This window comes from Massilia aquatica (assembly GCF_011682045.1).
In the GTDB taxonomy this organism is placed as follows: Bacteria; Pseudomonadota; Gammaproteobacteria; order Burkholderiales; family Burkholderiaceae_D; genus Telluria_A; species Telluria_A aquatica.
The window spans coordinates 68,744-81,884 of sequence record NZ_VVIW01000001.1 but is presented as its reverse complement, the minus strand read 5'-3'; the positions used below and the strand labels follow the sequence as shown (position 1 = coordinate 81,884).

The following is a 13,141-nucleotide window of genomic DNA, read 5'->3' as shown; positions in this document are numbered from 1 at the left end:
GTCATATCAGAACGAAAAACCCTGTTCGTTGCGGCGCATGTCGGCCTCGACCATCATCTGGCACAACTGCTCCAGCGTGGTTGTCGGGGCCCAGCCCAGCTCGCGCAAGGCCTTGCCCGGATCGCCGATCAGCAATTCCACTTCGGCCGGACGGTAGAACTTGGGACTGATGCGCACCAGCAGCTTGCCGGTGCGGGCGCAATGGCCGGTCTCGGCTTCGCCCTTGCCCGTGTATTCGATGTCGATGCCGGCGCCCTTGAACGCCATGGTGACGAAGTCGCGCACGGTTTCGGTACGGTTGGTGGCCAGGATGAAGGTGTCAGGCTGTTCGGCCTGCAGGATGCGCCACATGCCTTCGACGTATTCCTTGGCGTAACCCCAGTCGCGCTTGGCGTCGAGGTTGCCCAGTTCCAGCACGTCGAGCTTGTTGAGCACGATCTTGGCGACCGAATCGGTAATCTTGCGGGTAACGAATTCACGGCCGCGCAGTGGCGACTCGTGATTGAACAGGATGCCGCTGGAACCGAAAATGCCATACGACTCGCGGTAGTTAACCGTCATCCAGTGGGCGTACAGCTTGGCCACACCGTACGGGCTGCGCGGATAGAACGGGGTATCTTCGACTTGCGGGATAGCCTGGACCTTGCCGAACATTTCGGAAGTCGATGCCTGGTAGAAGCGCGCTTTCGGATTGACGATGCGGATCGCTTCCAACAGGTGGACTGCGCCCAGGCCGGTAATGCTTGCGGTAGCGACTGGCTGCTCGAACGACACGCCGACGAAACTCTGGGCCGCGAGGTTGTACACCTCGTCCGGTTCGGCGCTCTGGATCAGGCGAATGCTGGACGACAGGTCGGTCAGGTCGTATTCGACCAGGCGCAGGTTCGGATGTGCCTGGATGCCCAGCTCTTCGATACGCCAGAAGTTCACCGAGCTCGTGCGGCGATAGGTTCCGGTGACCTCGTAGCCCTTTTCAAGCAACAACTGCGCAAGGTAGGCGCCATCTTGCCCGGTGATTCCGGTAATCAGGGCTTTTTTTGTTGTTTTTTGCATAATTCGTGATATTCGTGTGTAGTTGGAGTGCCGTAATCTGCACGTCCGACTCGCAGTTAACAACTCAGCATTGTAACAGAAGCGCTTTGACTATTCTTTACGCAAACCGATTTCGTGCAATATAAACAACGACTTGCGTGCATATTATGCCTGTTTTCTATGCACAATGGCAGTACCTTACGGATTGTTACGCCTATCTTGAACTGTAATGAAATGTAGTAATGCACGTCAATCCGCATCATTTTTACTACAAAAAAGAACGGCCGCGATCAGCAACGATGGCGGCCGTTCCAGCGAAAAAACGCGCTCTTTTACAGGACGATCAGCGCTCCGACACCGCATCGACCACGCACAGCGCGGTCATGTTGACGATGCGGCGCACGGTGGCCGATGGCGTCAGGATATGCACCGCCTTGGCGCAGCCGAGCAGCACCGGGCCGATCGCGATGCCGTTGCCGGCCGCGGTCTTGAGCAGGTTGTAGGCGATGTTGGCGCTGTCGATATTCGGCATCACCAGCAGGTTCGCTTCGCCCTGCAAAGTCGAGTGCGGCATCATCTGCTTGCGCAGCTTGGCGTCGAGCGCCACGTCGCCGTGCATTTCGCCATCGACTTCCAGCTGCGGCGCCTTTTGCTGCACCAGCGCCAGCGCCGCCCGCATCTTCTGCGCCGAGGCGCTGTTGGCCGAACCGAAATTCGAGTGCGACAGCAAGGCCGCGCGCGGGATCAGGCCGAAGCGGGTCATCTCGTCGGCCGCCATGATGGTGATCTCGGCCAATTGCTCGGCGGTCGGGTTTTCGTTAACGTGGGTGTCGACGATGGCCATCTGGCGTTCCGGCAGGATCAGGAAGTTCATGGCCGCGTACACATTGGCGCCGTCGCGCTTGCCCAATACCTGGTCGATATAGTGCAGGTGCAGATTGGTGGTGCCGAAGGTGCCGCAGATCATGCCGTCGGCGTCGCCCTTGTGGATCATCATCGCGCCGATCAGGCTGTGGCGGCGGCGGATTTCCAGCTTGGCGTATTCCTGGGTCACGCCCTTGCGCATGGTCATCGCGTAGTACGTCTGCCAGTAATCGCGGTAGCGCTCGTCGTGGTCGGGGTTGATCACGTCGAAATGCTCGCCTTGCTTGAGGCGCAGGCCGAACTTGACGATGCGCTGCTCGAGCACGCTCGGACGGCCGACCAGGATCGGACGCGCCAGTTTCTCGTCGACCACCACTTGCACGGCGCGCAGCACGCGCTCTTCTTCGCCCTCGGCGTAGACGATGCGCTTGAGTTCCGGCGGCGCCGCCTTGGCCACCGCGAACAGCGGCTTCATGAAGGTGCCGCTGCGGTAGACGAACTGCTGCAGGCTGTCGGCGTAGGCTTCCAGGTTGGCGATCGGACGCGTCGCCACGCCGGACTCGAAGGCGGCCTTGGCCACGGCCGGGGCGATGTGGATCAAGAGGCGCGGATCGAACGGCATCGGGATCAGGTATTCCGGGCCGAACGAGAGGTTGCTGATGCCGTAGGTGGTGGCGACCACGTCCGACTGCTCGGCGTGGGCCAGGTCGGCGATCGCGTGCACGACCGCAATTTCCATCTCGCGCGTGATGGTGGTGGCGCCGCAATCGAGGGCGCCGCGGAAAATGTACGGGAAGCACAGCACATTGTTCACCTGGTTCGGATAGTCCGAACGCCCGGTGGCGATGATGGCGTCGCCGCGCACGGCCTTGACTTCTTCCGGCAGGATTTCCGGGGTCGGATTGGCCAATGCCAGGATCAGCGGATTGGCCGCCATTTCCTTGACCATCTCCTGCTTGAGCACGCCGCCAGCGGACAGGCCCAGGAAAATGTCGGCGCCCGGCATGACTTCGGCCAGGGTGCGGAATGGGGTGTCTTGCGCGAAACGCGCCTTGTCCGGGTCCATCAGTTCGGCGCGGCCCTTGTAGACCACGCCAGCCAGGTCGGTCACGTAGATGTTCTCGATCGGGAAACCGAGGTCGACGATCAGTTCCAGGCAGGCCAGCGCCGCCGCGCCCGCGCCCGACACCACCAGTTTGCACTCGCGCAGATCCTTGCCGACCACCTTGATGCCGTTCAGGATGGCGGCGCCGACGATGATCGCGGTACCGTGCTGGTCATCGTGGAAGACCGGAATCTTCATGCGGCTGCGCAACTGGCGCTCGATGTAGAAACACTCGGGCGCCTTGATGTCTTCCAGGTTGATGCCGCCGAACGTCGGTTCCAGCGAGGCGATGATGTCGACCAGCTTGTCCGGGTCCTGCTCGTTGATTTCGATATCGAACACATCGATGCCGGCGAACTTCTTGAACAGCACGCCCTTGCCTTCCATCACCGGCTTGGATGCGAGCGGACCGATATTGCCCAGACCCAGCACGGCGGTACCGTTGGTGATGACCGCCACCAGATTGCCGCGCGCCGTGTATTTATAGGCGTTGCCCGGATCCTTGACGATCTCTTCGCACGGCGCGGCCACGCCCGGCGAATACGCCAGGGCCAGGTCGCGCTGATTGAGTAACTGCTTGGTGGGGGTGACGCTGATCTTGCCGGGACGGGGGCACTCGTGATATTCGAGCGCGGCGAGGCGCAGTTGCTGGCGCAATTCTTCCTTCTTGTCTGGTGACGAATCCATGCTGGTACGGCCTTCCTGTGTACTGTCGGGGACTGACGATTTTATCAGACGTGATCTTTCAACAAGGTACGTATTTTCACCAACACCGGGTCAATTGCCGTAAAACATGACTTTTTTGCGTCCAGAAAAACAAAGCGAACGCTCGCTCGGCGTCTCGTGGCGGTACAGATTGCCGACAGTTGATACAAATCCAAGACAGAAACGCAATAGACCCCGGGCCTGGCTGGCCAGAAAATGCAGGGCATCGCGGCCGCGGTCACAGACCCGCGGCGCGCCCTTGCCAACCCAGCCGAAAAGAGTGCCCCATGAACGATATCCAGAAATGCCTACCCGCCGGCCTGATCACCGCCGGCCTGATCGCCGCCACCCTGCTTGCCGCCTGCGGCGGCGGAGGCGGCGACGCGGGCAAGCCGGCCCCTCTGCCGACGCCGGATCCGGTGGCCCGCGTCGACGTCCTGATGAGTAACGAGCGCGGCATGAAAGCCATCACCATCGACGACAAGAACGCTTATGTTGCGCTGACCAATACCGAAGCCGAGGGCAGCGCGGTCATCGCCACCGCGCGCGGCGTGAGCGCCAGGTCGGCCTGGCAAAACGTGGCGCTGGGCGCCTGCAAGCTGCCGGCCAGCGCGCAGGTCGAAGTGCGGCGCGCGGCCGACCTCAAGCAGGTGGATGGCAAGACCGTCCTGGTGCAGCCGGCCTGGGGCAGCGCCGAGGAACACACTTTATGCGAGCTCGACCAAGCCAAGATGACCTTCGTTCCCAAGGACAAGGACTTCCGCATCTGCTACGCCACCTATTGCGAACGCATGGAGGTCAACGACGTCAAGGCTGTCGGCAAGCGCTGGTTCGCCAATGGCGGCGCCGGCCAGAACGTGCAGGTGTCGAACGACCAGGGCCTCACCTGGAAGCCGCTCATGGGCAGCATGGACAGCATGAGCTGCACGCACCAGGCCTTCGAGGTGGTGGGAGGACGCCTGCTGACCGGCGGCGAATGCCCGCTCGACATGGCCTACGTGCGCGCCTACAGCATGAACGCCGACAATTCCGCGCTGGCGTCCGCAGTCCCGGTGCCGATCAACGTGCCGGAGCTGGAAAACCGCAATGTGCACCTGATCACCACCCTCGGCAAGAGCGAGCGCGTGTTCATCGGCGTCGAAGGCGGCCTGCTGCGCAGCGACGACAGCGGCAAGAGCTACAAGTTCGTGCTCAAGCAGCCCTTGTCGGGCGGCGCCGGCTATCCCTACATCACCGAATTGCTGTCGCCGGCGGGCAAGCCAAACGTGATCGTCGCCGCCGGGTTCGACAAGGCGCATGGCCTGCCCTACCTGGCGTGGTCGAACGACAACGGCGACAAATGGACCGACCTGTCGAGCCTGCTGCCGGGCTACAAGCGCGCCAATGCCGACGCCACCAGCGAAGTGACCTCGATGGCGGAAGACGCCCAGGGACGCATCCTGGTGACGGTGAATGAAGAGTTCAAGAAAAAAGGCCGGCTGGTCGAAGTCACCCTGGGCAAGCTGTAAGCACCACACCCGGTGTCAGGTCTGATACCGGGGTTGGCACCGGGGGTTGGCACCGGGGGTTGGCAGAGTGCCGGAGTACAATTGTGCATGCTCTCTGAATTCGACCTTATCAAGCAATACTTCAAACGTCATCGGCCAGGCCGGGCCGCGCTCGGCATCGGCGACGATTGCGCGCTGCTCGCGCCCTCCCCCGGCATGCAGATGGCCATCTCGTCCGACATGCTGGTCGAGGATCGCCATTTCTTCGCCGGCGCCGATGCGCGCATGCTGGGCCACAAATGCCTGGCGGTGAATCTGTCGGACCTGGCGGCGATGGGCGCAAGGCCGGTCGCGTTTACGCTGGCGCTGGCGCTGCCGGCGGCCGAACCGGCTTGGCTGGGGGCGTTTGCCGCCGGCCTGTTCGCACTGGCCGACCTGCATGGCTGCGAACTGATTGGCGGCGATACCACCAAAGGCCCTTTGACTATCTGCATCACCATCTTCGGGGAACTGGCGCCGGGTCATGCGCTGCGGCGCGATGCGGCGATCGCCGGCGACGATATCTGGATCTCGGGCACCCTGGGCGATGCGCGCCTGGCGCTGGCCGGATACCGCAAGGAATATGCACTCGACGATGCCGCACAGCGGATGGCAGGCACGCGCATGCACATGCCCACGCCGCGCGTGGCGCTGGGCCTGGCCCTGGCAGATGCGCGCCTGGCCCACGCCGCGATCGATATCTCCGATGGGCTGGTGGGCGATCTGGGGCACATCCTGGCTGCGTCGAACGCCGGCGCCAGCTTGAATGTGGATGCGCTGCCGGCCGGCCAAGTGCTCGCCGCGCAGCCGCAAGCGCTGCGCCGACAGTTCTGCGCCGCCGGCGGCGACGATTACGAGTTGTGCTTCAGCGCTGCGCCGCAACAGCGCGCGGCGATCCTGGCCGCGGGCGCGGCGAGCGGCACTGCGGTCACGCGCGTGGGCACCATCGATGCCGCGCCGGGCCTGCGCCTGATGGACGCGCAGGGGCGCCCGCTCGATTTGCAGCTGGCCGGTTTCGACCACTTCGCCAATGCCTGATTACGCGCCTTCCGCTTACTCCGCCGCCACCTGCGCCGCATCGGCAAAGTGCGCATTATGCGGATCGTCCTTCGGCCCGTTCATCAGCCAGTAATGATGAAACGCCAGGCGCACGTTGTCGCGCAGCTGGGTCTCGTCCCACGGCTTGGTGTAGAAGCGGTAAATCGCCCCGCGGTTGATCGAGTCGAGCACCGCTTCGAGCCCGGTGTAGCCGGACAGGATAATCCGTATCGTGTCCGGATACAGTTCCTTGACCTTGCTCAAAAACTCGGTCCCGCTCATGACCGGCATGCGCTGGTCGCACACGATCACCTGCACCGTATGCAGCGCCAGTAGCTCGAACCCTTCGGCCGGCGACACCGCCGTCAGGATCCGGTAGTTATCGCGCTTGAACAACCGGTGCAGCGCCGACAGCACATTGACGTCGTCGTCGACGATCAGCAAGGTCTGGCGGTGATCGTCGGGCGCATCAAGCTCCTGCGGCTGCGCCAGGTTGGCCAGCACCATGGCGCCGAACTCCTTGACCGGCAGCGGGCGGCTGAAATGAAAACCCTGCACTTCGTCGCAGCGATGACGCCGCAAATAGGCCACCTGCGCCGGCGTTTCCACCCCTTCGGCGATGACCTGCATGTGCAGCGAATGCGCCATGCCGATGATGGCCAGCGCGATGGCCGCGTCGTCCGGGTTGACCGTCACCTCGCGCACAAAAGCGATGTCGATCTTGAGTTTGTCGATCGGGAAGCGCTTGAGGTACGCCAGGCTCGAATAGCCGGTCCCGAAGTCGTCGATGGCGATCGTGATGCCAAGCTGCTTGAGGTTGCCCAGCACCTTGATCGTATGTTCGGCGTTGGACATCAGCGCGCTTTCGGTCAGTTCCAGTTCGAGCAGCGAAGGCTCGATACCGTGCCTGCCGATGGCCGCGCGGATGTCGCCTTCGAGGTCGCCCTCGACGAACTGGCGGCTCGACACATTGACCGCCACGCGCACGTCGCCAACCTCGCTGGCCGACCACTGCGCGATCTGGCGGCAGGCTTCTTCGATCACCCATGCGCCGACGCGCACGATCAAGCCGGTTTCCTCCATCACGGGCACGAATTCGGCCGGAAACACCAGGCCGAAGCCGGGCCGGTTCCAGCGCAGCAGCGCTTCGGCGCCGGCAATGCGGCCGGTGCGCAAATTGACCTTGGGCTGGTAGTACAGCAAAAACTCATTGTGTTCGAGCGCGTGGCGCAGCGCCAGTTCGAGGTCGAGCCGGGCCAGCACCTGCACGTTCATGCCGGCGGTGAAGAAGCGGTAGCCGTCGCGCCCCGCTTCCTTGGCGCGGCCCATCGCGGTATCGGCGTACTTGATCAGCGTTTCGGGGTCAAGGGCGTCGTCCGGATACATGGCGATGCCGATGCTGGCCGTCAGGCCCGCCTGGCGGCCGTGCAGGTCGAACGGCGCGCGCAGGGCGTCGCGCACTTCGTTGGCGACGTTGACGGCGTCCTGCTGGTTGCGCGTCATGGTGAGAATGAGCGCGAATTCGTCGCCGCCCAGGCGCCCCACCGTATCGCGGATGCGCACGCACTGCACCAGGCGCGTGCTGAACTGGCGCAGCAACTCGTCGCCCAGCGCCGAGCCGAGCGAATCGTTGATGGTCTTGAAGCGGTCGAGCGCGATGAACAGCACCACGATGCGCCAGTGCTTGTCCTGCGCCAGTTCGATCGCTTCGCGCAAGGTCTGGTAGAACAGGGTGCGGTTGGGCAGGCCGGTCAGGCTGTCGTAGCTGGCCAGGTGCTTGAGGCGCTGGCGCGCGGCCAGCCGTTCGCTGATGTCGCGCGCCACCGCGATCAGCATGCGCATGCCGCCCACGCTCTGGGTCTGCCAGTAGATTTCGACCGCCACTTCGCGCAGGTCGGCGCGCGTGAGCTGGTCTTCGACCAGGTCCGGGTAGCGCAGCACGTCGCGCGCCGGGTCGGCCTGGCAGGCCAGCTGGCCGCGCGCGGCCAGGCCGTACACGGTGGGGTCGAGGCGCAGCAGTTCGGCGCGCCGGTAGCCGAGCATGCGGCAGGCGCCGTCGTTCACATCCACCACGTGCATGGCGACGATATCGATCAGGAAAATGGCGTCGTCGGTGGCGTCCATGGCGCTGCGAAAGCGCTGCAGTTCGGCGGTGCGCTCGCGTACCGTCTGCTCCAACAGGGTGCCGTAGTTCTTCGATTCGCGGTGCAGCAGGCGCACTTCGAGCATGTTGCGGATGCGCGTGAGCACCTCGACCGGGTCGAACGGCTTGCCGACGAAGTCGCGCGCGCCGGCGTCGAGCGCGGCCAGCTTTTTGTCCGGTTCGGCCGTCACCACCAGCACCGGCAAATACGCTTCGGTTTCCATGGGCGCGAGCGCCTCCATCACCTGGAAGCCGTTCATGCCCGGCATGTGCAGGTCGAGGATGATCAGGTCGTAGCGGTGCTTCATGTGCAGCGCCGCCACCTCGCGCGGGTCGGTGGTGCTGCTCACGTTGGCGTAACCGGTGGTGGTGAGCAGGTACTCGAGCAGCTGGACGTTGACCAGCTGGTCGTCGACGATCAGGATGGCGGCGTTATGGATGTCATCGAGAGATATCATGGATTCCGCGCTTTCTGCGCAAGCTGCCGCGTGTCGGCGAATGCGAGGGTGGTGTCGATCGCCTCGTTGAATTCGTCGATGTTGATCGGTTTGGTGAGGTAACGTGCAAACCCGCTGGCCAGCCCGCGCTCGACGTCGCGCGGCATCGCGCTGGCGGTCAGCGCAATGACAGGAATGTGGGCCGTGCGCGGGTCGCTGCGCAATTCCTTGAGCGCGTCGGACCCGCTCACGCATGGCAGGTTCAGGTCCATCAAAATCACGTCCGGCAGGTGCGCCTTGGCCAGTTCGATGCCGATGTGGCCATCGGGCGCGGTGAGCAAATGCAGGTCGGGCCGGTAGCGCACGATCTCCTGCACCAGTTTCAGGTTGGCCGGGTTGTCTTCGACATACAGCAAGGTATGCTCGGCCAGCGGCGCGGACGCCGCCTTGGGTTCGAGCGCCAGCACCGCCGCCTCCGGCGCCACCGACGGCACGGGCTGGGTCAGCCCCAGTTCGATCCAGAACACGGTGCCCACGCCGACGCTGCTCGAGACGCCGATTTCGCCGCCCATCAGTTCGACCAGGCGGCGCGTAACCACCAGGCCGATGCCGGTGCCTTCTTCGCTGCCGTTTTCCTGGCCCAGGCGGTTAAACGGCTGGAACAGCGCATCGATCTGGTCGGCGCGCAGGCCCATGCCGGTATCCTGCACCGACAGGCGCACGCGGTTGGCGGTGACGACGCTGCAGTCGCACACCACCGCGCCCATCTCGCGGTTGTACTTGATGGCGTTCGAGAGCAGATTAAGCAGCACCTGTTTCAGGCGCGTGCGGTCGGCCTGCACCACGGCCGGCGGCGCGTCCGGGAACAGCATGCGGATCTTGCGCTGCTGCGCCAGCGGCTCGGTCATGTTGCGGCACTCAACGAGCATGTCGGCCAGCGCCACCGGTTCCATCGACAAGGTCACGGTGCCCGATTCGACCTTGGCCAGGTCGAGGATTTCGTTGATCAGGGTAAGCAGGTGGCGCCCCGACTTGAGAATGTGGCCGGCGAATTCCTTCTTTTGCGGCAAGGTCGAGGGCAGCGATTCGGACGTCAATATCTGGGCGAAGCCGAGAATGGCGTTGAGCGGCGTGCGCAGTTCGTGGCTCATCGACGACAGGAAGGCCGACTTGGCCTGGTTGGCGTTCTTGGCCGCGGCCATGGCCACTTCCAGTTCGGCGTTGGTCAGTTCCAGCTGCATGGTGCGTTCGTGCACCCGCACTTCCAGCCGCTCGTTGAGGTCCATGATTTCCTGCTGCGCGCGCGCGCGTTCCTCGGCTTCGCGCGCAATCGCGTGGTGCGACGTTTCGAGCGCGCCGGTGCGCTGCTCGATCTCGCCCAGCATGGCGTTGAAGGAGTCCACCAGTTCGCCCGCTTCGTCGTCGCTGATGCGCGGGGCGCGGCGCGAGTAGTCGCGCGTGCTGACCACTTCGCGCGCGGTTTCGGTGAGCGCGACGATCGGCGCGGTGACGATGCGCCCCAGGCGGCGCGTCATCAGCCAGGCGATCAGCATGGCCAGCGCGATCACGCCGGCGGCGATGCTCAGGTAGTCGACCGCGCGCGCCACCAGGGTGTATTCGGCGCGCAGGTACACGGTGCCGAGCAGTTCGCCGTTTTCGACCACGCGCCGGTACAGCAGCAGGTCGTCGCCGGAGACGCGCAGGTCGTCGTTCTGGGGGCTGACCGGGAAGGCCTGCTGCTCGCCCGGCGCGCGGTAGGAAGCGAACAGCGCGCCCTTGGCGTCGTAGATGGCGCCGGCCCGCACCGACGGGCGGATGCGCAGCAGCGCCAGGTTTTCGGTGGCCAGGCGGGCGTCGTCAAACGTCAGCGCGGCCGAGGTCATGTGCCCAATCAGTTCGGCCTGGGTGGCCATGTCGCCCAGCAGGGCCTTGTGGTAGTTGCGCAGGTCGTAGGCGATCACGGTGCCGATCGAGACCAGCAGCGCCGCCAGGGTGGTGAGCATGACCACCGTGACCAGCTTTTCACGGATCGAGCGCACGATCATGAGGCCCCCTGAACACGGTTGGCGGCGGCCAGCATGCGCGCGCTGATGCGCAGGCGGCTGGAGTTGACCTGGCCGAGGGCGACGTCGAAGCGCAGCCGGTCTTGGGCCACCACGAAGGCGATCATGCAGCCCAAAGCGATGCTGTCGTCGGCGTCGGAGACGGTCAGCACCGACTGGCCGCGCGCGGCGGCCAGCATGTCGATCACGGCGGCGCGTTCGCCGGCGCCGATAAACAGCATGTGGATGCCGCTGACGGCGTCGCCGCGGCGCAGCTTGCGCACGGAAATGGCGTGCCCGCCGACGGTGCGCCCGGCCACCATTTGTTCAAGCTGGTCGGCCAGGGCGTCATTGCCGCTCACGCCGATCTGGAGCGGGCTGTCGGCGCGCGCAAAGGCGCCGTCGGGCCACTCGACGAAGCCGGCGAATTTGAACAGGTAGGCCGCCTTGACCTGGTTTTCGACGCTGGACGGCGCCTGGGCCGCGGCAACACCGCTCCAGGCCAGCAGGGCGAGCACGATCGGCAGCGCCAGCACCCGTCCCGCGCGCCGGCGCACTGCGAACCGGCTCAGGCCCGCCATGGCAGTTCGGCCAGCAAAAGAATCGGGGACATGGGACTCCAATCCGGATCAGACAAAAAGCAAACTCAGCGGTAAAGGCCAGCATATCAGAGCAACAGGCCGGTGGCGCACGGCAGGACGGCCGGGCCGGCACGACGATTTCCCCAGATCTACTCTACGCTTTTTTAGCTCACTTGGATATCCCTTGTGAAACATTGCAACAGGGTGGACGACCAGTGTTGCAGAGGGCATGGTAAAGTAGAATCGCAGGGCCGCGCGGTGGCGCGCGCCCTCCCCTGATCCGCATTCCGATCCCCGATCACCGTCCAAAAGGAGCAACACGTGACGAACGACATTCTCGATCTTTCCGCCAAAGTCGGCCGCGCGCTGCAAGCGAAAGGCTTGCTGCTGGTAACCGCCGAATCGTGCACCGGCGGCGGCGTGGCGCAGGCGGTCACCGAGGTGGCCGGCTCGACCGCCTGGTTCGACTGCGGCTTCGTGACCTATTCGAACGCGTCCAAGACCGAACTGCTCGATGTGTCGGCCGCGCTGATCGCGCAGCTGGGCACGGTGAGCGAGGAAGTGGCGTCCGCCATGGCCACCGGCGCATTGGCAAACAGCAACGCGCACGTGGCGCTGTCGACCACCGGCATCGCCGGCCCGAGCGGCGCGGTGCCGGGCAAACCGGTCGGCACGGTCTGCTTCGGCTGGGCCAGGGGCGACACGGTCCAGACCGAGCGCCTGGTGTTTGCCGGCGACCGCCAGTCGGTGCGCGAGCAGACCGTGGTGCATGCGCTGCAAGGGCTGCTGCGCATCATCGAATAGCGCGAACAAGACCCGGATGGCTGCGGTTCCATCGCCATCTTCACCCCTTAGTCTGATGCAAACGCCGCTAACTTAAGCGCCGTCATTCCTGCGCGGGAATGACGGGTGAGTCATTTTCTGGAGCAACTCGATGCACAATACGGTTCATTTCATCTTGCAGGGCAAGGGCGGCATCGGCAAGACCCTGGTCTCGACCATCCTCGCGCAATGGCTGGCGGGCAAGGACGAGGAGCGCCCCCTGCGCTGCTACGACACCGACCAGGAAAACGCCACCTTTTCGCGCTACAAGGCGATGGACGTGAAACACGTGCCGGTGATGACCGACTCACGCAACATCGACCCCAAGCGCTTCGACGCGCTGATGATCGACCTGCTGGAAGAAGAAGGCAACTGCGTCATCGACAACGGCGCCAACACCTTTTCGCCGCTGATGGGTTACCTGCTGGAAAACGATTGTTTCGATTTGCTCAAGGAATCGGGGCGCAAGGTGTATATCCACACCATTGTCGGCGGCGGCGACACCCTGCACGATACGGCCATGGGCTTTGTCTCGACCGCCAAGTCGACCAGTGTGCCGCTGGTGCTGTGGGAAAACGAGCACTTTGGCCCGCTGCAATCGGCCACCGGCAAGATCTTCACCGAGTCGCAGACCTATGCCGATCATTCCGCGCGCGTGTGCGGGAGGGTGGTGCTGTCGCAACGCAATGCCGATACCTTCGGCGCGGATATCAAAAAAATGAATATCGCGCGCCTGACCGCCAATGAAGTGCGCGAAAGCGACAAATTCAACGTCATGGAAAAGCAGCGCATCAAAGTCGTGTTCCGCGACCTGTTCGAGCAGCTCGACAAAGTGCAGTGGTAGGC

General features: G+C 64.0%; 9 protein-coding genes. 4 read left to right on the top strand and 5 right to left on the bottom strand.

Going from position 1 to position 13,141, the window contains the following annotated elements:
- Positions 1 to 6: 6 nt before the first annotated feature.
- On the bottom strand, positions 7 to 1,053 hold the full coding sequence (gene gmd / locus F1609_RS00400; protein WP_166877806.1) for a GDP-mannose 4,6-dehydratase: 1,047 nt from the start codon (positions 1,051 to 1,053) through the stop codon (positions 7 to 9).
- A gap of 322 nt (positions 1,054 to 1,375) precedes the next feature.
- The gene (locus F1609_RS00395) at positions 1,376 to 3,688 is read right to left on the bottom strand and encodes an NADP-dependent malic enzyme (RefSeq protein WP_167073590.1); all 2,313 of its coding nucleotides are present in this window, start codon (positions 3,686 to 3,688) and stop codon (positions 1,376 to 1,378) included.
- 305 nt (positions 3,689 to 3,993) lie between these two features.
- On the opposite strand from F1609_RS00395, the gene F1609_RS00390 reads away from it, so the two are divergent.
- Positions 3,994 to 5,214 (top strand): hypothetical protein, encoded by a 1,221-nt coding sequence (locus F1609_RS00390; protein WP_167073588.1) that lies wholly within the window; start codon positions 3,994 to 3,996, stop codon positions 5,212 to 5,214.
- Between the two features lie 87 nt (positions 5,215 to 5,301).
- Positions 5,302 to 6,270, top strand: coding sequence for a thiamine-phosphate kinase (gene thiL / locus F1609_RS00385; protein WP_167073586.1), 969 nt, complete (start codon positions 5,302 to 5,304; stop codon positions 6,268 to 6,270).
- A gap of 15 nt (positions 6,271 to 6,285) precedes the next feature.
- Here thiL and F1609_RS00380 read toward each other — a convergent pair whose 3' ends face one another.
- Genes F1609_RS00380 through F1609_RS00370 form a run of 3 tightly spaced genes read right to left on the bottom strand, consistent with a single transcriptional unit; the run spans position 6,286 to position 11,473 of the window.
- Positions 6,286 to 8,871, bottom strand: a complete 2,586-nt coding sequence (locus tag F1609_RS00380; protein WP_167073584.1) for an EAL domain-containing protein — start codon at positions 8,869 to 8,871, stop codon at positions 6,286 to 6,288.
- A complete protein-coding gene (locus tag F1609_RS00375; RefSeq protein WP_167073582.1) occupies positions 8,868 to 10,895 on the bottom strand; it encodes a sensor histidine kinase, YfiR-like protein-associated in 2,028 nt (675 codons plus the stop codon). The genes F1609_RS00380 and F1609_RS00375 overlap by 4 nt, the downstream gene beginning before the upstream one ends.
- Positions 10,892 to 11,473 carry a TOL_0243 family YfiR-like periplasmic protein gene (locus F1609_RS00370; RefSeq protein ID WP_167073580.1) on the bottom strand — a complete coding sequence of 194 codons (582 nt, stop codon included), beginning with the start codon at positions 11,471 to 11,473 and terminating at the stop codon, positions 10,892 to 10,894. Before F1609_RS00370 ends, F1609_RS00375 begins: the two co-directional genes overlap by 4 nt.
- Positions 11,474 to 11,794: 321 nt before the next feature.
- Between F1609_RS00370 and F1609_RS00365 the strand changes: the two genes are divergently transcribed.
- Entirely contained in the window at positions 11,795 to 12,277 is a 483-nt protein-coding gene (locus tag F1609_RS00365; protein WP_167073578.1) for a CinA family protein, read from the top strand.
- A 130-nt stretch (positions 12,278 to 12,407) separates the two neighbouring features.
- A complete protein-coding gene (locus F1609_RS00360; RefSeq protein ID WP_167073576.1) occupies positions 12,408 to 13,139 on the top strand; it encodes a P-loop NTPase family protein in 732 nt (243 codons plus the stop codon).
- Positions 13,140 to 13,141 lie beyond the last annotated feature (2 nt).